This is a genomic window from Nocardia sp. FDAARGOS_372, assembly GCF_002554515.1.
In the GTDB taxonomy this organism is placed as follows: domain Bacteria; phylum Actinomycetota; class Actinomycetes; order Mycobacteriales; family Mycobacteriaceae; genus Nocardia; species Nocardia farcinica.
The window spans coordinates 3,545,242-3,565,456 of sequence record NZ_PDDW01000001.1 but is presented as its reverse complement, the minus strand read 5'-3'; the positions used below and the strand labels follow the sequence as shown (position 1 = coordinate 3,565,456).

General features: G+C 71.3%; 18 protein-coding genes. 11 read left to right on the top strand and 7 right to left on the bottom strand.

Annotated features, from left to right (window positions below):
- Positions 1 to 5: 5 nt before the first annotated feature.
- A complete protein-coding gene (locus CRM89_RS17005; RefSeq protein ID WP_060594522.1) occupies positions 6 to 1,286 on the bottom strand; it encodes a magnesium transporter MgtE N-terminal domain-containing protein in 1,281 nt (426 codons plus the stop codon).
- 54 nt (positions 1,287 to 1,340) lie between these two features.
- Between CRM89_RS17005 and CRM89_RS17000 the strand changes: the two genes are divergently transcribed.
- From CRM89_RS17000 to CRM89_RS16990, 3 genes are all read left to right on the top strand, one after another.
- Positions 1,341 to 2,288 (top strand): CoA ester lyase, encoded by a 948-nt coding sequence (locus CRM89_RS17000; RefSeq protein WP_098084976.1) that lies wholly within the window; start codon positions 1,341 to 1,343, stop codon positions 2,286 to 2,288.
- Positions 2,289 to 2,351: 63 nt separating this feature from the next.
- Positions 2,352 to 2,846: a general stress protein gene (locus tag CRM89_RS16995; protein WP_011211250.1), complete on the top strand. Its 495-nt coding sequence runs from the start codon at positions 2,352 to 2,354 to the stop codon at positions 2,844 to 2,846.
- 3 nt (positions 2,847 to 2,849) lie between these two features.
- The gene (locus tag CRM89_RS16990; RefSeq protein ID WP_011211249.1) at positions 2,850 to 3,425 is read left to right on the top strand and encodes a suppressor of fused domain protein; all 576 of its coding nucleotides are present in this window, start codon (positions 2,850 to 2,852) and stop codon (positions 3,423 to 3,425) included.
- Here the strand turns inward: CRM89_RS16990 and corA are convergent.
- Positions 3,422 to 4,489 (bottom strand): magnesium/cobalt transporter CorA, encoded by a 1,068-nt coding sequence (corA, locus tag CRM89_RS16985; RefSeq protein WP_060594524.1) that lies wholly within the window; start codon positions 4,487 to 4,489, stop codon positions 3,422 to 3,424. The genes CRM89_RS16990 and corA overlap by 4 nt on opposite strands.
- Positions 4,490 to 4,551: 62 nt before the next feature.
- Here corA and CRM89_RS16980 point away from each other — a divergent pair, with 62 nt between their 5' ends.
- The 7 genes from CRM89_RS16980 to CRM89_RS16950 all read left to right on the top strand — a co-directional run bounded on the left by CRM89_RS16980 (position 4,552) and on the right by CRM89_RS16950 (position 12,380).
- Positions 4,552 to 5,406, top strand: a complete 855-nt coding sequence (locus CRM89_RS16980; RefSeq protein WP_060594525.1) for a PHP domain-containing protein — start codon at positions 4,552 to 4,554, stop codon at positions 5,404 to 5,406.
- A 41-nt stretch (positions 5,407 to 5,447) separates the two neighbouring features.
- On the top strand, positions 5,448 to 5,669 hold the full coding sequence (locus tag CRM89_RS16975) for a hypothetical protein (RefSeq protein WP_229434781.1): 222 nt from the start codon (positions 5,448 to 5,450) through the stop codon (positions 5,667 to 5,669).
- A gap of 50 nt (positions 5,670 to 5,719) precedes the next feature.
- Entirely contained in the window at positions 5,720 to 7,348 is a 1,629-nt protein-coding gene (locus tag CRM89_RS16970) for an FAD-binding protein (RefSeq protein ID WP_172964533.1), read from the top strand.
- Between the two features lie 435 nt (positions 7,349 to 7,783).
- Positions 7,784 to 8,980, top strand: a complete 1,197-nt coding sequence (locus CRM89_RS16965; RefSeq protein ID WP_060594527.1) for an NADP-dependent malic enzyme — start codon at positions 7,784 to 7,786, stop codon at positions 8,978 to 8,980.
- A gap of 153 nt (positions 8,981 to 9,133) precedes the next feature.
- On the top strand, positions 9,134 to 10,018 hold the full coding sequence (locus CRM89_RS16960) for a glycine betaine ABC transporter substrate-binding protein (RefSeq protein ID WP_098084972.1): 885 nt from the start codon (positions 9,134 to 9,136) through the stop codon (positions 10,016 to 10,018).
- A 167-nt stretch (positions 10,019 to 10,185) separates the two neighbouring features.
- Positions 10,186 to 10,896: a PadR family transcriptional regulator gene (locus tag CRM89_RS16955; protein WP_098084970.1), complete on the top strand. Its 711-nt coding sequence runs from the start codon at positions 10,186 to 10,188 to the stop codon at positions 10,894 to 10,896.
- A gap of 11 nt (positions 10,897 to 10,907) precedes the next feature.
- Positions 10,908 to 12,380 carry a DHA2 family efflux MFS transporter permease subunit gene (locus tag CRM89_RS16950; protein WP_098084967.1) on the top strand — a complete coding sequence of 491 codons (1,473 nt, stop codon included), beginning with the start codon at positions 10,908 to 10,910 and terminating at the stop codon, positions 12,378 to 12,380.
- Positions 12,381 to 12,395: 15 nt separating this feature from the next.
- Here CRM89_RS16950 and CRM89_RS16945 read toward each other — a convergent pair whose 3' ends face one another.
- The 5 genes from CRM89_RS16945 to CRM89_RS16925 form a co-directional block, all read right to left on the bottom strand.
- On the bottom strand, positions 12,396 to 14,228 hold the full coding sequence (locus CRM89_RS16945) for a sulfite oxidase (protein ID WP_098084964.1): 1,833 nt from the start codon (positions 14,226 to 14,228) through the stop codon (positions 12,396 to 12,398).
- Between the two features lie 57 nt (positions 14,229 to 14,285).
- Positions 14,286 to 16,079, bottom strand: coding sequence for a long-chain fatty acid--CoA ligase (locus CRM89_RS16940; protein WP_011211239.1), 1,794 nt, complete (start codon positions 16,077 to 16,079; stop codon positions 14,286 to 14,288).
- 88 nt (positions 16,080 to 16,167) lie between these two features.
- Complete coding sequence (locus CRM89_RS16935) at positions 16,168 to 17,082, bottom strand: alpha/beta hydrolase (RefSeq protein ID WP_060594530.1); 915 nt, start codon at positions 17,080 to 17,082, stop codon at positions 16,168 to 16,170.
- A 34-nt stretch (positions 17,083 to 17,116) separates the two neighbouring features.
- Positions 17,117 to 17,947 carry an SDR family oxidoreductase gene (locus CRM89_RS16930; protein WP_041561343.1) on the bottom strand — a complete coding sequence of 277 codons (831 nt, stop codon included), beginning with the start codon at positions 17,945 to 17,947 and terminating at the stop codon, positions 17,117 to 17,119.
- 2 nt (positions 17,948 to 17,949) lie between these two features.
- On the bottom strand, positions 17,950 to 19,509 hold the full coding sequence (locus CRM89_RS16925) for an NAD(P)/FAD-dependent oxidoreductase (protein ID WP_098084961.1): 1,560 nt from the start codon (positions 19,507 to 19,509) through the stop codon (positions 17,950 to 17,952).
- A gap of 60 nt (positions 19,510 to 19,569) precedes the next feature.
- Between CRM89_RS16925 and CRM89_RS16920 the strand changes: the two genes are divergently transcribed.
- Positions 19,570 to 20,214 carry a TetR/AcrR family transcriptional regulator gene (locus CRM89_RS16920; RefSeq protein ID WP_098084958.1) on the top strand — a complete coding sequence of 215 codons (645 nt, stop codon included), beginning with the start codon at positions 19,570 to 19,572 and terminating at the stop codon, positions 20,212 to 20,214.
- The last annotated feature ends 1 nt before the right edge of the window (position 20,215 follow it).

Genomic DNA, 20,215 nt, shown 5'->3' with positions numbered 1-20,215 from the left:
GTCGGTCACCGGGTCGCCACCCCCTCCCGCTGTTCCTGTTCCCGCCAGTCCTCCGGCAGCAGGTGATCGAGCACGTCGTCCACACTCACCGCGCCGAGCAGGTGATTCTCCTCGTCCACGACGGGGCCGCACACCAGGTTGTAGGTGGCCAGGTACCGGGTCACCGCCGAGAGCGTCGCGTCCGGGCGCAGCGGGGTCAGGTCGGTGTCGAGCAGCCCGCCCACCAGGTGCGCGGGCGGCTCGCGCAGCAACTGCTGGATGTGCACGCAGCCCAGGTACCGGCCGGTGGGGGTGGCCGTCGGCGGGCGCACCACGAACACGATCGAGGCCAGCGCCGGGGTGAGATCCGGATTGCGCACCCGGGCCAGCGCCTCGGCCACCGTGGTGGCGGGCGTCAGCACCACCGGGCGAGTGGTCATCAGGCCGCCCGCGGTGTCGGGGGAGTGCTCGAGCAGCCTGCGCACCGGCTCGGACTCCTCCGGGTCCATCAGCGCCAGCAGCGATTCCCGTTCCCCGGTGGGCAGCTCGCCGAGCAGGTCGGCCGCGTCGTCGGGATCCATCGCCTCGAGCACGTCGGCGGCCCGGCGCACCTCGAGGTGGCCGAGCAGGTCGACCTGGTCGTCGTCGGGCAGCTCCTGCACCACGTCGGCCAAGCGCTCGTCGTCGAGCGCCTCGGCGACCTCGATGCGGCGCTTCTCCGGCAGCTCGCGCAACAGGTGCGCGACGTCGGCCGCGCGCAGCCCCTCGAACTGGCCGAGCAACTGGGTGACGTCCTGCCCCGGCCTGCCCAGCTCGTAGGGCGTGAGACCGGTGACCGCCTGCCAGTCCACCACGTGCACCGCGCGCCTGCGCCCGATCCTGCGGTGCCCGCGCACCGCGACCCGCGACACCACCCAGTCCCTGGTGCGGGTCCGTTCGATGCCCAGGTCGACGACGAACACGTCGACGCCGGTGAGGTCGGGCAGATCCGGGTCGTCGACGCGCACCTTGGAGTCGACGATCTGTGCCAGCGCGAGCATTTCGCCGGGACGTTGCTGGAACCGGCGCAGGCTCACCGTGCCGGTGTTGAGCGTGATCATGCCCGGCTCGATCGAGGTGACCCGCAACATCGGCACGAAAATGCGGCGCCTGCTCGGCAATTCGACGACGAGGCCGTGTACGCGGGGTTGCTGGCGGTCGTAGCGGACGGCGACGACGACGTCGCGCACCCGGCCGATAGACTCGCCGTCCGGTCCCAGCACCACCAGGCCGGCAAGCCTGGCGACGTACACCCTGGTAGCTGCCATGCTTGCCAGGCTAGAGGTTTGCGGGCCGGTGGTCGCCGTGACACAGGAGGGTTTATGAAGCCACGCCGCTCGGTCCTGGCCGTGCCAGGCAGCAATCCGAAGATGATCGAGAAGGCCAAGGGACTGCCCGTCGACGAGGTGTTCCTCGATCTGGAGGATGCCGTCGCGCCGGTCGCCAAGGCCGCGGCGCGGGCCAACATCGTGGCGGCGCTGAACGAGCCGGGCTGGGGCGAGCAGCTGCGGGTGGTGCGGGTCAACGACTGGACCACCCAGTGGACCTACAGCGACGTCATCACCGTGGTGGAGGGCGCGGGCGCGGCGCTCGATGCCGTCCTGCTGCCCAAGGTCACCGACGCCGGTCAGGTGCGGGCGCTGGATCTGCTGTTGAGCCAGCTCGAGCGCACCTGCGGGCTCGAGGTCGGCCGCATCGGCATCGAACCGCAGCTGGAGAACGCCCTCGGCCTGCGCAACATCGACGAGATCGCCACCGCGAGCCCGCGCGTGCAGGCGCTGGTCTTCGGGCCCGCCGATTTCATGGCCAGCATCAACATGCGCACGCTGGTGGTCGGCGAGCAGCCGGAGGGCTACGACACCGGCGACGCCTACCACCACATCCTGATGACCATCCTGCTCACCGCCCGGGCGCACGGGTTGCAGGCGATCGACGGGCCGTACCTGCAGATCCGCGATCTCGACGGCTTCCGCCGCGCCGCCGGCCGCACCGCCGCGCTCGGCTTCGACGGCAAATGGGTGCTGCACCCCACCCAGATCGAGGCCGCCAACGAGATCTTCAGCCCGCGCCAGGCCGATTACGACCGCGCCGAGGAGATCCTCGAGGCCTACGCCTACTACACCTCCGGCGCGGGCGGTGCCCGCGGCGCGGTGATGCTCGGCGAGGAGATGATCGACGAGGCGAGCGCCAAGATGGCGGCCGTCATCGCGGAGAAGGGGCGCGCGGCCGGGATGCGGCGCACCACCGCGTTCACCCCGCCCCGTGACTGAATCGGACACCCCGATCACCGCCTGCACCACCGCGGGCGACGGGCCTGCGCCCATAATGGACCTATGACGAACCCACTGGGGAACGCGAACAACCCGCGGGCGACGGGTCTGCCCACCCCGCCGTCGGGCTGGCCGGTCGGGTCCTACCCCACCTACGCCGAGGCGCAGCGGGCGGTGGACTACCTGGCCGACAACCAGTTCCCGGTCCAGGACGTCACCATCGTCGGTGTGGACCTGATGCAGGTCGAGCGGGTGCTGTACCGGCTCACCTGGGCCAAGGTGATCGGCGGGGGCGTGGTCTCGGGCGCGTGGCTCGGCCTGTTCCTCGGCCTGCTGCTGAGCCTGTTCACCACCGGCGGCGCCCTCGGCCCGCTGGCGGTGGGCCTGGTCGGCGGCATCATCTTCGGCGTCATCTCCACCTCGATCCCGTACGCCGCGACCAGGGGGCAGCGCGATTTCGCGTCCAGCATGCAGCTGGTGGCCGGGCGCTACGACGTGCTGTGCAACCCGAAGACCGCCGAGCAGGCGCGGGACATGCTGGCCCGGTTGGCGATCTGATCGATGGACGTGCTCGAGCGGGTCCGCACCGCGGTGCTGGACCACTTCGGCGTGGACGGCGCGCGCGTGGACTCGGCGTCGGTCACCTTCCTCGGCCTGGAGCCGATCGACATCCTGCGAATCCCCGACGGGGATCTCGTGCACTACGTGACGCTGGGCGGCGCGCGTCATCCGATGGGCGACCCGGCCGATCTCGTCGCCGACCCGGTGCGCGGGCCGCGGGCCGAACTGGTGCTGACGCTGCGGGCGAGTGCGCTGCCCGGCCTGCCGAAGTCACTGGGTGTGCTGGTGGCCAGCCCGGCGGTGGAGGGTGTGGTGCTGCAGCCCGACGCGCTGCTCGATCTCGGCGAACCGATGTGGCAGGGCTCGGTGTTCACCGCCGCCCTGCTGGGCGAGAGCGCGGTGCCCGACGTGGTGCTGCCCGAGCCCGCCGATCCGGTGCGCTGCCTCGCGGTCACCCCGGTGACGGCCACGGAGGCGGCGTGGGTGCGGGTCCGCGGTGCGCAGGCACTGCGCGACGCCTGGGCCGAGGCCGGTATCGACGTGCGCGACCCGAACCGGGGCGCGGCCTCGCTCTAGAGCCAGTTGTTGCGGTGGAAGGTGACATACAGCGCGCCGCAGACGCTCAGGATCACGATCCACACCGCCGGATAGCCCCAGGTCTGCTTCAACTCCGGCATGTGCTCGAAGTTCATGCCGTAGATGCCCGCGATCATCGTCGGCACCGCCGCGATCGCGACCCAGGCCGAGATCTTGCGCATGTCGGTGTTCTGCTGAACGCTGATCTTGGCCAGCGCCGCGCTGACGAGTTCGCTCAGTGATTCGTCGAAGTCGGCGATCCGCTCGGCGACGAGTATGTGGTGGTCGAGCACGTCGCGCAGGTAGCGGCGCACTTCCTTGGGCAGCGGCAGATCGGTCTTCTCCGCGAGTTGCTGCAACGGCGCCTGGAGCGGGTTCACCGCCCGGCGCAGCTCCACCACCTCGCGCTTGAGCTGATAGATGGTTTCGATGGTCACCTGGTCCCGCGGGGTGAAGACGGCCTCCTCCATCTCGTCGATGTCGTTCTCCACCAGTGCCGCCACATCGATGTAGGCGTCCACGACGTGGTCGGCCACCGCGTGCAAGACCGCGCCCGGCCCCAACGCGAGCTGCTGCGGCCGGGATTCCAGGTCGCGGCGTACGCCCGCGAGACCGGTGTGCTCGCCGTGCCGGACGGTGATCACGAAATCGGCGGCGGCGAAGACCATGATGTCGCCGGTCTCCACGATCTCGCTGATGCTGTTCATCTCGTGCGGGACATAGCTGACCGTGCGCAGCACCAGGAACAGGGTGTCGTCGTAGCGCTCCAGTTTGGGGCGCTGGTGGGCATGCACGGCGTCCTCCACCGCCAGCGGATGCAGGCCGAAGGTCGCGGCGATGTCGCCCATCTGCGCCTCGTCCGGGTCGTGCAGGCCGATCCACACGAAACCGGTGCCGCGTGCGCGCACCTCGGCCAACGCCTCGGCGTGGGAGAAGCGGCCGGGGATGCGGGCGCCGTCCACGTAGACCCCGCAGTCGACGATGGCGCGCGCGGTCGGCACCGGGATGCGCGGCAGCGGCGCGGGTGGGCGGCCGGGGCCACGGAACGACGGGAGGGAGGGCACGCCGACGATGCTACGTCGGCCGGGGGTGCGGGCCGATGATCATGCACTGTAAGACTGGATGCGTGCGCATCGACCTGCATACCCACTCGACCGCCTCCGACGGCACCGACACACCGGCCGAACTCGTGCGCCACGCCGCCGCGGCCGGGCTCGACGTCGTGGCGATCACCGACCACGACACCACCTCCGGCTGGGCGGAGGCCGTCGCGGCGCTGCCGCAGGGCATGACGCTGGTGCGCGGGATGGAGATGTCGTGCATCGGGCTGGGTGAGGACGGCTGGCCGGTGCCGGTGCACCTGCTGGCCTACCTGTTCGATCCGGCCGACCGGTCCTTCGCCGAGGAGCGGGAGCGGCTGCGGGCCGAGCGGGTCGAGCGGCTGCGGGCGATGGCCGAACGGATGGCCGCCGACGGACTGCCGATCGACCCGGACGCGGTGCTGGCCTCGGCCGGTCCCTCGGCAGGCCGCCCACATCTGGCCAGGGCGCTGGTCGCCGCGGGGGTGGTGCCGACGGTGGATGCGGCCTTTACCGACCTGCTCGCCCCGCACGGCCGCTACTACGCCGAGAAGGCCGACACGCCGCTGCACCGCGCGGTGCGGATGATCGCGGCGGCGGGCGGCGTCAGCGTGCTCGCGCACACCAGGGCCCGCAAGCGCGGCCGCCTGCTGGCACTCGACGACATCCGCGAACTGGCCGGGCTCGGGCTCGGCGGTCTCGAGATCGACCACCCGGACCACTCGGCCGCCGATCGGGCGCTGCTGACCGACCTCGCCGCCGAACTGGACCTGATCACCACCGGGTCCTCGGACTACCACGGCACCAACAAGACCATCCGGCTCGGTGAATTCACCACCGACCCCGAGCAGTTCGAGCGGTTGGTGGCGCGGGCGACGGGTGTGCCGGTGGTCGTCTCGTGAGACCGGTCCGCGCGCTCAGCGGGGTGGTCGCGGCGGGTACGGTGCTGCTGGCGCTGGTGGTGGTCGGGGCGTCGGTGATCGGCGGGCAACGCGGATTTCCCGGCCCCGGAGCCGAATCGGTGCGGTGGCACATCGTGGTCGCGATCGTCGCCGTGGCGGCGCAATTGTTTTCGGACAGAACCACCGGCGTGCGTGCCTTTTTCGCGAGCACGATCGTTTTCGCGGTCGCGGCATTATTGCTGTGGACACAGTGGTGGAGTTGACAGTTCGATAATGGTTGCGGCCCGGTGAATTGTGGCCGAACATTTCGATCATGACCGATATCGAGACGGACGTGCTGGTCCTGGGCGGTGGCCCCGCCGGGATCTGGGCGGCCCTCTCGGCGGCGGCGAGCGGTGCCGCGGTGGTGCTCGTCGACAAGGCGCGGTGCGCGGGCAGCGGTCCGGCTGCCGAGGGTGTGCACACGCTGTGGAACCTGCCGCCCGGTCCCGGTCGCGAGGAGGCGGTGCGGCGCACCCTGCTGCACGGCGGCGGCCTCGGCGATCCCACCTGGATGCATCGCGTGCTCGACGAAACATACCGTCGGACAACGGAATTGACCCGATGGGGATACCGGGTGCCCGGCGCGCGGCGTTCCGCGACGCCCGCCCTCGCACACCTGGACGGCGCCCGCTACCTGCGGTTGCTGCGACGCACGCTGCGGCTGCTCGGCGTGCGGGTGCTCGACCGTCATCCGGCCCTGCACCTGCTGACCGACCGCGACGGCGTGGTCGCCGGCGCGGCGGGCGTGCGCACCGGCGACCGGTGCCGGCCGTGGACCGCCCGCGCGGGGGCGGTGGTCCTGGCCATCGGCGGCTGCGCGTTCGGCTCCGGCGCGGCGGGCACCGCGGGCGCTACCGGCGAGGGGCTGCTGATGGCGGCCGAGGCGGGGGCGCGGCTGTCGGGCATGGAGTTCTCCTGCGGCTACGGCCTGGCCGTGGCCGCGCATCCGGCCGGGCCGGTGCTGCGGTCGGCGCGGGCGCTGCAACCGGCGTTGCGGTCGGCCACCCTGGTGGACGAGGACGGCGCGCCGCTCGCCGGGCACCGGTCCGCGGCGCTGGCCGCCCTGGCCGACGGCAGGCGGGTCTACGCGCTGCCCGCCGGGCTGCTCGTCGCCACCCGCGAACGGCTCGAACGCCTCGGCCTCATCGACGCGGCGGGCCGGGTGCCGGTGCGCGCGGTGCTGGAGGGCACCGTGCGCGGTACCGGTGGCCTGCGCCTCACCGGCGCCGACTGCGCGACCACGGTGGCGGGGCTCTATGCCGCGGGCGACGTCGCCGACCGGGAACAGATCAGCGGCGCGGTGAGCGGATCGGGCGGCCACCACGCCGCCTGGGCCATCGCCTCCGGCGCGTGGGCGGGCGCGGCGGCGGCCGGATACGCGCGCGGCCGCGGCATCCCCGCCGCGGCGTTCCCCGTGCCCGGCGCCGGGCTGGCCGCCCGGGCGAACCTGGATCCGCGCGCCGTGGTCGGCCTGGTGCAGGAGCACACGCTGCCCTTGCGGCGCAGCTATCTGCGCAGCGCCGACAGCCTGCGTGACAGCATCGCCGAACTCGACGCGCTGTGGCCGGGCGCCCGCTTCGAACTCGGCGGGTACGGGCACGGGCGGGTCCGCGCCCGCGAGGCCGCCGCGCTGCTGGCCGTCGCGCGCTGGGCCGACCACGCCGCGCTCGCGCGCACCGAGAGCCGGGGGATGCACCGCAGGACCGATCATCCGGGCGCCGCGCCGGACTGGCGGGTCCGGCTGCTGGTCGGCGGACTCGACGAGATCCGGGTCGAGCGCGAGCGCCCGCCCGCCGCGCGCGAGACCGGTCGCGGCCGGGGCAGCACCACCCCGCGTTCGGCGCGCGTGCGCGGGTCGAGCGGCCCCGGCCTCACGCCCGGCGGCGCGGTGCCGTTGTGACAGCTCACCGGTGCGCCTGCGGCGGCGGCGAGTTTCCCCTAACCCGGAGGTAATTCCGCGGTTCTAGGCTCCAAGCATGGCGAGCAACCGGGATCCGACACACCGGTTTGGCAAGTCGTCTGCTCGGCTGGCAGAATGTTGCGGATTCCGTACCTACGCCACCGCCGGGTTCGTGAATCCCGGTGACCCCGCCGCCCGACGTACCGTCGCAGCGAGGATCACCCTGTCTGTTCCGTCCGGACCCACCCGTCCGGCTCCCGCTCCGCGATCAGTGCAGCGCCACCTCTCGACATTTCCCGTGACCGATTTTTCGTGCGGTTCGCGACGACGAAACGTCCCGGTCGGCGCGCCCGATGAGCGGTAACAAGCATCACAAATCAACTACCCGGCGGTAACCGTCCCCCGGTTGAGCCCGACCCGAGCAGGAGTGAAATCGTGTCACCTGTGACTGACGCACCGAATGCCACCGCGAGTTTGTCCGAAATCACCCACGACGAAATTTTCGCCGGACACCTCGGGGGCAAGCTCTCGGTCGAACTCTCCGCACCGCTGGAGACACAGCGCGACCTGTCCATCGCCTACACCCCCGGCGTCGCGCAGGTCAGCCGCGCGATCGCGCAGGACGAGGCGCTCGCCAAGCGCTACACCTGGACCGACCGACTGGTCGTCGTCGTCAGCGACGGCACCGCGGTGCTCGGCCTCGGTGACATCGGCCCGCGCGCCTCGCTGCCGGTGATGGAGGGCAAGGCCGCGCTGTTCAAGAAGTTCGCCGGGCTGGACTCGATCCCGATCGTGCTGGACACCAAGGACGTCGACGAGATCGTCGAGACCCTGATCCGGCTGCGCCCCAGCTTCGGTGCGGTGAACCTGGAGGACATCTCCGCGCCGCGCTGCTTCGAGATCGAGAAGCGGGTCATCGAAGCCCTCGACTGCCCGGTCATGCACGACGACCAGCACGGCACCGCGATCGTGGTGCTGGCCGCCCTCAACGGCGCGGCCAAGGTGCAGGGCCGCAGCATCGAGGGCCTCAAGGTCGTGGTGTCGGGCGCGGGCGCGGCGGGTGTCGCGTGCACCAACATCCTGCTGGCCGCCGGTGTCGCCGACGTGACGGTGCTGGACTCCAAGGGCATCCTCAGCCGTGAGCGCGGTGACCTCAACGCGGTCAAGGCCGAGCTGGCCGCGCGCACCAACCCGCGCGGGCTGGTCGGCGGCGCCGCCGAGGCACTCGCGGGCGCGGACGTGTTCCTCGGCCTGTCGGCGGGCCTGATCGCCGAGGAGCTGATCGCTTCGATGGCGCCGGAGTCGATCGTGTTCGCGATGTCCAACCCGGACCCGGAGATCCACCCCGAGGTGGCGCGCAAGTACGCGGCCATCGTGGCCACCGGGCGCAGCGACTTCCCGAACCAGATCAACAACGTGCTCGCGTTCCCCGGCGTGTTCAAGGGCGCGCTCGACGCGGGCGCGCGCCGCATCACCGAGGGCATGAAGATCGCCGCCGCGGAGGCCATCCTCGGTGTGGTCGCCGACGAGCTCGGCCCGGACAAGATCGTGCCCAGCCCGCTCGACCCGCGGGTCGCCCCGGCCGTGGCCGAGGCCGTCGCGGCCGCCGCTCGTGCGGAAGGCGTTGCGTAACAGCTGAATACGCACGGAACGAGGCGCCCCGCTCGATGGTGAGCGAGGCGCCTCGGTGCTGTCCGGGCCGGGCGGCGGTAGATTCTGCACGAGCCCGTCCCCGGCCGGGCGGGTCCTTGGCCGTTCCCGACTACGGAGAGTTGGTGTCGCCGTATGCCTTCCACCGCGCCGCGGCGGGTGCTCGCCCGGATGCTCGTCGCCGCGCTGGCGGTGTTCGCGGTGTCGTGCGGGAGCGCCGAGGACGAACCGGTGTTCGTGGTCGGCGCGGGGGACAGCGCCGAATCCCGGGTGCTGGCCGAGATCTACGCGGGCGCGCTCGCCCGCACCGGCCTGCCGGTGCGGGTGCAGACCGGACTGGGGGACCGGGCGGGCACGCTGGCCGCACTGGACGCGGGCGCCGTCGGACTGGTCGGCGAGCACACCGGTGCGCTGCTCGCGGCGTTCGACGGCACCGCGCAGGCCACGACTCCGGCCGAGGTCGGCACCGCGCTGAATCGTTCCCTGCCCGAGGGATTGGTGGTCGCCGACCCGGCCGAGAGCGCCGACCTGCGCCCCCGCCTGCTCGTCGAGCCGGTGGCGGCTCGTCGTGACGGCCTCGACTCGGTGCGCGCGCTGATCCCGCGCTGCCCGGCGACCACGGCCGGTGTCGCGACGGTGCCCGGCCTGCTGCCCCCCGGCGCCGCGATCCGGGTGGCGGGGTGCGAGTTCGCCGCCGTCACCTCCTTCCCGTCACCGGAGGCGCTGGTGCAGGCGTTGCGCGCCGGCGTGGTCGGCGTCGGCGTCCTGACCGGCCCGCCCGAACTCGTCCCCGCCGCCGAGGGACTGACCGTGCTCGCGGACGAGGACTTCGCGGTGCGCGCGGAGAACGTCGTCCCCCTGCTGCGCAAGGGCGTGCTCGACGACCAGCGGACGCGGAAACTCAACTACGTCGCGGGTGAGCTGACCACCGCGGAACTCGTCGAGCTGGTCCGCGCCGTCGGCACCGGCAGCGCCCCTGCCGAGTCGGCCCGCCAGTGGCTCGACGCGCACGGACTCTGATCGACGCATCGCCGCCGGGGCGCGAGGCCCGGATCACAGTCAGTCCCCTTGTCGCCGCATCCACCGTCGCCGTATATTCCACGTGGAGTATTTCGTGTGGAGTATGTCGGTGGACCGCGGAATGATCGGTGGCGCATCCGGCGCGGACGAGACGGAAGGTGGCGAGAATGGGGCAGGGGCGCGGCAAGCCGACCGCACTGGCGGTCTCGGTGCTCGCGCTGCTCGAGGAGCGGCCCATGCATCCCTACGAGATGTATCAGACGCTGATCGAGCGCCGGGAGGACATGCTGGTCAAGGTCCGCCCCGGCTCGCTCTACCACACGGTGGCGCGGTTGGCCGATCAGGAACTGGTGCGCGCCGAGGGCGTGGACCGTGCGGGCAACCGTCCCGAGCGCACCACCTATCGCATCACTCCGCGGGGCCGCGCCGCGCTGCGCGACCGGATCACCGACATCCTGCGTGCCCCGGTGCCCGAGTACCCCGAGTTCCCGCTCGCCCTCGCCGAGGCACACAACCTGCCCGCCGAGGAGGTGCTCGCCCTGCTGGGTGAGCGCATCGCCCACCTCGACCACGACCTGGCCGATCTGGACGCGATGATCGCCTGGGCCGAGCGCAAGGGCATCGCCCGGCGCTACTGGCTCGTCCTGCCGTACCTGCGCGCGACCGTGCGGGCGCAGCGGGACTGGCTGGCCGGCTTCACCGCCGAGCTCGCCGCGGGCGAGCCGGCCTGGGAGGAGTTCGAGCCGACCGGCGCGCGCCGCACGCCCGCGCCGGCCACCCCGTGGGACGGCGACGAGGCCGACCCGCCCCCGGCGCCGCGCCGCGCGCACGCCGCCCAGCCGCCATCCCCCTCGATCGTCCCGATCGCCCCCAGATAGGAAGCATTTCCGTGTCGACCCAACGCAATCCGTGGCTGGCGCTGTTCGCGCTGGTCGTCGGCTTCTTCATGATCCTGTTGGACATGACCATCGTCGCGGTCGCCAACCCGGCGATCATGACCGACCTCGGCGCCGACATCTCCCAGGTCATCTGGGTGACCAGCGCCTACCTGCTCACCTACGCCGTGCCGCTGCTCATCACCGGCCGCCTCGGTGACCGCTTCGGCCCCAAGAACATCTACCTGGCCGGTCTGGCCGTGTTCACCGCTGCCTCGCTGTGGTGCGGCATGTCGAACAGCATCGAGATGCTGATCGCCGCGCGCGCCGTGCAGGGCCTCGGCGCGGCGCTGATGACCCCGCAGACGATGGCGGTGATCACCCGCACCTTCCCGCCGGACAAGCGCGGCGCCGCGATGGGGCTCTGGGGCGGCGTCGCGGGCCTGGCCACCCTGGTCGGGCCGATCCTCGGCGGCGTGCTGGTGGACGGCCTGAGCTGGGAGTGGATCTTCATCGTCAACGTGCCGGTCGGCGTGCTCGCCTTCGCGCTGGCGGTGTGGCTGGTGCCCGCCCTGCCCACCCACGAGCACAAGTTCGACATCCCCGGCGTCGTGCACAGCGGACTCGGCATGTTCCTGCTGGTGTTCGGCATCCAGGAGGGCAACACCTACGACTGGTCGGTGCGCATCTGGCTGCTGATCGCCGCGGGCATCGTGGTGCTGGGGCTGTTCGTGGTCAACCAGGCGCGCAACACCGGCGAGCCACTGGTCCCGCTCGGACTGTTCCGGGTCCGCAACTTCGCGCTGTCCAACATCGCCATCGCCGCCATGGGCGCGGCCGTGACCGGGTTGATGGTGCCGGTCTACTTCTACCTCCAGGCGGTGCGCGACATGTCGCCGACCAAGTCGGCGCTGGTGCTGGCGCCGATGGCGGTCGTCACCGGTTTCGCGGCGCCGGTCCTCGGCCGCTTCGCCGACCGGCTCGCGCCGCGCATCCTGCCCACCATCGGGTTCGCGTTGTTCGCCGCGGTGATCTTCTGGTGGGCGGCGATCATGACGCCGGATTCGGAGCTGGTCCTGTTCCTGGTGTCGGCGGGCTTCGCCGGTTTCGCCAACGCCTGCATCTGGGGTCCGCTGGCGGCCACCGCGACGCACAACCTGCCGGTGCAGCAGGCGGGCGCGGGCTCGGGCATCTACAACACCACCCGCCAGGTCGGTTCGGTGCTCGGCAGCGCGGCGATCAGCGCGTTGATCGCGTCCCGGATGTCGGCGCACGGGCTCGGCGGCGGCCGGGTCGCCGAAGGCGGCGTCGGTCAGGGCCCGATCCCGCCGCATGTGCTCGACGAATTCAGCGCGGCGCTGTCGGAATCGATGATCCTGCCCGCCGCCGTCCTGCTCATCGGCGTGCTTGCCTCGGCGCTGTTCATCGGCCACGGCCCGCGCACCACGGCCGATCAGCCCACCGCCGCGGACGCCGTCTCCGCCTGACCGGCGCGGCGGTGGTCAGCTCACCCGCACGGTGACGCTCGGATAACCGGTCGCGCCGTCCGGCAGGACGTCGGCGACCTCGGCGGTCTGGACCGCGCCGGTGCCGTCGGTGGCGCGGGCGCGCAGGGTGTGCGGTCCGGGCGTGGCGTCCCAGTCGTAGACCCACTGCCGCCAGGTGTCCACCGATTGCTCGGCGGACAGGCGGGCCTGCTGCCAGGGCCCGCCGTCGACCTGCACCTCGACCGCCGCGATGCCGCGGTGCTGTGCCCACGCGACACCGGCGACCGGCACCGGGCCGGGGCTCGGGCGCGAGCGCGGGCCGGGGGTGTCGATGCGGGTGCCGGTTTTGATCGGGCCGAGGGCCGACCAGCCGCGGCGGGTCCAGTACGCGGTGGCGCGATCGAACCGGGTGACCTCCAGTTCGGTCACCCACTTGGTCGCCGAGACGTATCCGTAGAGGCCGGGCACCACCAACCGGGCCGGGTAGCCGTGCCGCACCGGCAGCGGTTCGCCGTTCATGCCGATCGCCAGCAGCGCGTCGCGTCCGTCGGTCAGCACGGCCAGGGGCGTGCCCGCCGTCCAGCCGTCCTTGCTGCGCGAGAGCACCATGTCGGCCTCGGGCAGCGGGCCCGCCTCGGCCAGCAGTTCGTCGAGGCGATACCCCCGCCACAGCGCGTTGCCGACCAGGTCGCCGCCGACCGGATTGGACACGCAGGTCAGCGTGACCAGCCGTTCCACCGCGGTGCGCCGGGCCAGGTCGTCCCAGCCGATCCGGATCTCGCGTTCGACCAGCCCGTGGATCCGCAACGACCAATCCCGCACCGACACCTGCGGCAACACCAGGGCGGTGTCGATGCGGTAGAAGTCGTCGGCGCTCGTCAGGTACGGGGTCAGTCCGGGCACCCGCAGATCGGCCGCCGGGTCGATCGCCACCGGCGGCTCACCCGGCGCGGGCAGCTGCACCGCCGCCCGTTCCTGCGTCACATCCCCCCGCCGCACCGCGAGCACCCGGCCCGCCGCGCCCGCCGCCACCGCCGCACCACCGGCGATGACCAGGCCGCGCAACAGTTCTCGGCGGTCGGCGGCTGCGAGACCCCGCTCGTGCCGCGTCCCGCGCGATTCTCTCCAGGTGCCCGCCGCCCTCGGCTGGGACTCCGGCGCAGGCGTACGACGCGGGAGTCGGCCGGGGGCCGGATCGGGTCGGTGCGTCTCGTCGCGCGATGGTCCCGGGAGGCCGGTGTCGCTGCTCCCGGTCTGTGCGGCGGGTGTCCGGCGCGGCTGTGATCCTGCCTCGCCGCGGGTGTCGTCCACCGGGCCGGTGGGGTGTCGCACATCGGGCACCTGCTCGTCCGGCCGGCGCCGAGACGCCGACGCGCCCGGCCTGTGCTGCCCGGTCTCCGCGCCGCGCGCGCCGGCTCCGGCCGCGGCTGCCGCGTCGATCCGCCGCGCGAACGAGCGCAACGCCCCGATCCCGGCGCCCACGCCCAGCAGCGTCGGCACCGCGGCGAGCAGACCGTACCGGTCGGCGGCGAGCACCGCCGCGACCGCGCCGAACAGCGCGAACAGCGCCGAGCCGAACGTCCGTCGGTCGCGTTCGACGGCGCCCGCGACCCCGGCGAGCAGGACCGCGACCGCGCCCATGACGAGGAACAGCACGGCCTTGTCGGCGGTGCCGAAGGTCTGGATCGCCCACTCGCGCAGCCCGTCCGGGGTGTGGTCGACCACCGCGGCGCCCAGTACGTAGGGCGGGGCGCTACCCGGCCGCAGCAGGGCCGCGAGGAGTTCGGCCAGGGCGAGCGCCAGCCCCGCGCTCACCAGCCCGGCGGCGATCCGCCACCGCAGTACCATGCCGCGAGCCTACTGCCGCCCCGGCCCCGCCGGCCGACCAAGCCCTACCTCGGCTGCTCAGGCGTAGATCTTCTCCACCTCGGCCGCGTACTGCTTCATGACCACCGCGCGCTTGAGCGACATCTTGGGGGTCAGCTCGCCGCCTTCCTGGGTCCAGTCCACGGTCAGGATGCGGTGCTTCTTGATCTGTTCGGCGTGCGAGACCTTCTTGTTGGTCTCGGCCACCGCGGCATCGATCTCGGCGACCAGTTCGGGATGCTCGACGACCGTCTCGATCGCGGTGTCCGCGGCCAGGCCGTGCCGTTCCTTCCATCCCGGCAGCGCCTCCGGGTCGAGGGTGATCAGCGCGCCGATGAACGGCTGGCCGTCGCCGACCACCATCACCTGGCTGATCAGCGGATGCGCGCGCAGCGAGTCCTCGAGCAGCGCGGGGGAGACGTTCTTGCCGCCCGCGGTGACGATGATCTCCTTCTTGCGGCCGGTGATCGTGATGAACCCGTCGGCGTCGATCGCGCCCAGGTCACCGGTCTTGAACCAGCCGTCGGCGAATGCCTCCTCGGTGGCGGCCTCGTTGCCCCAGTAGCCGTTGAACACCACCGGGCCGCGCAGCAGCAGCTCGCCGTCCTCGGCGATCTTGGCGGCGTGGCCCTCGATCGGGCGGCCGACCGAGCCGACCCGGATGTGCTCGGGGGTGTTCACGCTGAACGCGGCCGTGGTTTCGGTCAGGCCGTAGCCTTCGTAGATCGTCACGCCGACGCCGCGGAAGAAGTGGCCGAGCCGCGCGCCCAGCGGGCCGCCGCCGGAGACGGCCGCCTCGCACTGCCCGCCCAGCGCGGTCTTGAGCTTGCTGTAGACCAGCTTGTCGAACAGGGCGTGCTTGAGCTTGAGCACCAGGCCGGGGCCGCCGTTGTCGAGCGCCTCGCTGTACTCGATCGCGGTCGCGGCGGCGGCGTCGAAGATCTTGCCCTTGCCGCCGTCGTGCGCCTTCTGCTTGGCGCCGTTGAACACCTTCTCGAACACGCGCGGCACCGAGAGGATGAAGTGCGGCTTGAACGCGCCGAACTGGTCCACCAGCGTGGTCCAGTCGGAGGTGTGGGCGACGATCACCTTGGCGTCGAAGGCCGCCAGCGCCACCGCGCGGGCGAACACGTGCGCCAGCGGCAGGAACATGAGGGTCTTCTTGCCCTCGGTGACGTACTTGCCCAGGGCGATGCGATCGGCGGTGGACTCCGCCCACAGGTTGGCGTGCGAGAGCATGACGCCCTTGGGCCGCCCGGTGGTGCCCGAGGTGTAGATCAGGGTGGCGGGCGAGCTCGCGCCGACCTGCTTGCGCCGCTCGTGTACGACCTGGTCGTCGAGGTCCTTGCCGCGCTCGATCAGGTCGTCGACGGCGCCCTTGTCGATCTGCACGATCTCGGCGAGGTCGGGCAGCGCGCCGGTCTCGATCTCGTCGATCACGGCGCGGTGCTTGTCGCTGTCGACCACCAGCAGCTTGGTGGCGGAGTCCTGCAGGATCCACTTGGCCTGCTCGGCGGAGGAGCTGTCGTAGATGGCGACGGTGCAGCCACCGGCGGCCCAGACGGCGAAGTCGAGCACCTGCCACTCGTAGCGGGTCGGTGCCATGATGGCCACGCGGTCGCCGAGTTCGATGCCCGCGGCGATCAGGCCCTTCGCCACACCGGTGACGGTCTTCGCGAACTGCGACGCCGTGACGTCCTTCCAGCCACCACTGCCGTTCGGCACGTTGAACAGCACGGCGTTCGGCGACTGTTCGGCATGGCGGAAGACGTTGTCGGAATTGTTCGCGTCATCCGGGATTGTGTAGGAAGCCGGGACTTCGAACTCTCGCATCAGTGCCCTTCCACGTGTGTTTACTCGCCAGTAATCTACGACACCTTGATCCGGGGTGTCAGTCCGGCCGCCGAATCCCGGCAGCGGATCAACCCAGGTGGCGCATGTCCACCGGTTGCAGTGCCTCACGCAGGAACTCCGACAATTCGCGCACCGCCGCGGCCGCCGGCGCCGCCAGCGACGCCTGCAGCTGCGCGACGTGCCACAGCCCACGGCTCTCGGTGAACCGCACGTGCACGCCCGCGTCGCGCAATGCCTGCACCAACTCTACGCACTGCTCATGCAGCAGTTCATCGATATCGGCCTGCACATAGGTGGGCGGCAGCCCGTGCATGGACGCGCGCAGCGGCGCGTATCCGGGCACGCCAGGATCGCCGTCGCCGAGGTAGGCGGCCGCGCAGGCGAGTGCCCACGGCCTGCTCACCACGAGATCGCGCTCGCGCGCCGGGGTGCCGGTCGGGTCCGTCCAGGGCGCGATCAGCCCCAGCGCGGCCGGGCGGCGGTTCTGCTCGGCCAGCAGGCGCTGCGCGGTCGCCAGGCTCAGCCCACCGCCCGCCGAGTCACCGGCGATGGCGATCGACTCGGGCGCGTACCCGGCGGCGACCAGCTCGTCGAAGGCCGCCACCGCGTCGTCGAGCGCGGCGGGGAAGGGATGCTCCGGCGCCAGCCGGTAGTCCAGCAGGAACACCGCCGCGCCCGTCTCGTGCGCCAGCCGCGCCGCCAGCGAGCGATGCGTGGCCATCGATCCCACGGCGTAACCACCGCCGTGCAGGTAGAGCACGGCGGTGGTGGGCTCGGCGCGCCCGGCGGTCAGCTGCTCGGCCGGCCTGCCGCCGAGCCGGGTGCGGCGCACCGTCGTGCCCGCGGGCACGAACTGGATGCGGGAGGCCGCGTCCATCAGGGTGCGCTGCACGGTGAACGGCAGGCGGGCGTTGAGCATCACCCGGAACAGGGGATTGATCGCCGCCCGCAGGACGGGCAGCGGAATGTTCAGATCGCGCAAGGTCGTTCGCTCTCGCTCGGCAACCGGACTCGGGTCAGGGCAGGTAGGGGCCGCTGACCGCGGCCGCGATGCGCTGGTAGCCCGAGGCGGTGACGCGCACGAACAGATCGAGCAGCTTGGCCTCCCAGCCGATCAGCACCCGGCCATGCCCCTTGCGCACGCCGTTGACGATCGTCTGCGCGGCCATCTCCGGGGTGTGGATGGCGAGCTTCTTGTCGAACATCGAGGCCGCCGACTTCTCGTCGATGCCCTCGGCGTAGGTGGCGTTGCGCGCCACGGCGGTCTTGATGCCGCCCGGGTGCACGCAGGTGACCTTGACCGGCAGCTTGCCGACCAGCATCTCCTGGCGCAGCGCCTCGGTGAAGCCGCGCACCGCGAACTTGGCCGAGTTGTAGGCGGCCTGGCCGGGCACGGCGATGAGCCCGAACAGGCTGGACACGTTGACCACGTGGCCGTCGCCGGACTCGATGAGCATCGGCAGGAACGCCTTGGTGCCGTTGACGACACCCCAGAAGTCGACGTCCATGATCCGCTCGATGTCCTTGAACTCGGACTTGATCACGTCGCCGTGGTGGGCGATGCCCGCGTTGTTGTAGATCTGGTGGACCACGCCGAAGTGCGCCTTCACCGCGTCGGCGTAGAGCAGCACGGCCTCGCGCTCGGCCACGTTCACCCGGTCCGACTTCACCTGCGCGCCGAGTTGTTCACAGCGACGCACGGTCTCGGCCAGACCCTCGGTGTCGATGTCGGACAGCGCCAGGCGCGCGCCGCGCCGGGCCAGGTTCTCGGCCAGGGCCCGGCCGATGCCGGAACCCGCGCCGGTGATCACACAGACCTTGTCCTTGAAGTAAGCGTCGTTGCTCACGGTCACACAACTTTCAGTTCGGCGGGCGCGGTGGTCGGCTCCGGGGCGGTGTTCTTGTCGGGGGTGGTGCTGGTCGCGTAGGCCGACACGTCGAATTTCCTTGTCAGACTACGGAACCGGAAGGTGAAATCGGGCCACAACGTGGTGTTGTTGCCGTGCTTGTCCAGGTACCAGCTGGCGCAGCCGCCGGTGTTCCACACCGACTTGCTCAGCTTGGCCTGCAGTTCGCGGTTGTATTCGTCCTGCACCTCGCGGCGCACCTCGACGGTGCGCAGGCCGAGGCGGTCGACGGTGGCCAGCGCGTCGGCGATGTAGTTGATCTGCGATTCGATCATGTACACCATCGAGGTGTGGCCCAGGCCGACGTTCGGGCCGAGCAGGAAGAACATGTTGGGGAAGTTCGCCACGGCCGAGCCCTTGTAACCCTGCTGGCCGATGTCGTCGAACACCTCGCTCAGTGTGCGGCCGTCCTTGCCGACGATGGTCTCGTAGGTCGGCGAATCGGTGACGTGGAAGCCGGTGGCCACGATGAGCGCGTCGATCTCGCGCTCGGTGCCGTCCTTGGTGACGATCGAGTGCGGGCGGATCTCGGCGATGCCGTCGGTGATCAGGTCGACGTTGTCGCGGTCCAGCGCCGGGTAGTAGTCGTTGGAGATCAGCATGCGCTTGCAGCCGATGCGGTAGTTCGGGGTGGCCTTGCGGCGCAGCTCCGGATCGCTGATCTCGTAGCGCAGCTTGGCTTTCGAGATCAGCTCGAAGGCCTGCATGAGCGGCGGGAACTTGGCGAGGCCGACCACCTGGGTCTCGCGCGCGGCGTAGATCGCGGCGCGGGAGAGTCGCTGCACGCCGGGAATGTGCTTGAACGCCAGTCGTTCCGGCAAGGTGTAGGGCCGATCGAAGCGCGGTAGCAGCCACGGCGCGGTGCGCTGATAGACGTCGAGGTGGCCCACCTGCGGCGCGATGGCGGGCACGATCTGGATGGCCGAGGCGCCGGTGCCGATGATGGCCACCCGCTTGCCGGTGAGGTCGGCGCTGTGGTTCCAACGGGCGGAGTGGAAGATCTCGCCGTCGAAGGTGTTGATGCCCTTGATATCGGGCAGCGCGGGCTCGCACAGCGCGCCGACCGCGGAGACCACGGTGTCGGCGGTGAAGGAGCCCTGGCTGGTGGCGATCTCCCACTGCGCGGTCTCGGCGTTCCAGCGGGCGCCGGTGACGTCGCAGTCGAAGATGTGCTTGTCGAGCACCTGGTACTTCTCGGCCACCGAGCGGATGTACTGCTGGATCTCGCCCTGGCGGGAGAACGAGCGCGACCAGTCCGGGTTCAGCGCGAAGGAGTACGAGTACAGGTGCGAGGGCACGTCGCAGGCCGCACCCGGATAGGTGTTGTCCCGCCAGGTGCCGCCGACATCGCTGCCGCGCTCCAGGACCAGGTAGTCGGTGCGGCCCTGTTGCCTGAGGCGGATGGCCAGGCCCAATCCGGCGAACCCGCTGCCGATGATGATCGTCTTGGCGTGGCGGGTGGGCCGGTCGCCGACAGCATTGTCTGTAACCTTGCGACTCATGTAACCCAGATTACGGCGCTATTGAGCAGGAGTCAACAGTATTGAACGACGTTCAGTAACATGAGTACCGTGAAGAGCAGCAGCCCCGGCGGAACCGCGAAACGAACCCGGCTCACCCCCGAGGAGCGCCGCAAGCAGTTGATCGCGCTCGGGGCGCGGATGCTCGGCGAGCGCGCCATCGAGGACATCTCCGTCAGCGAGATCGCCGCCGAAGCGGGCATCTCCCGCGGCCTGCTGTTCCACTACTTCCCGACCAAACAGGACTTCCAGCTCGCCATCGTCCGCCACGCCAACGCCGAACTGCTCGAGCGCGTGACCCCCGACCGGACGCTCGGCATCACCGACATGGTGCGCGACTCCATCGAGCGCTACGTCGACTACGTCAGCCAGAACCGCACCTCGTACCTGGCACTGCTGCGCGGACCCACCAGCGTCAACCCCGACCTCGGCCCGCTGGTCGAATCCACCCGCGACGCCATCGTCCAGCTCATCCTCACCGAGGCCCCGATCGAGGTCGCCGAGCCCGACCGCCCCCGCCTGCTGCTCGGCATGCGCGGCTGGATCGCCTTCGTCGAGGAGACCACCCTCACCTGGCTGCGCACCGAACCCATTCCCCGCGAACAACTCATCGACCTACTCGTCGACTCCCTGCTCAACCTCGCCGCAGCCCTCGAACCACAACTGGCGGCGGCACTGCGGGCGTGAC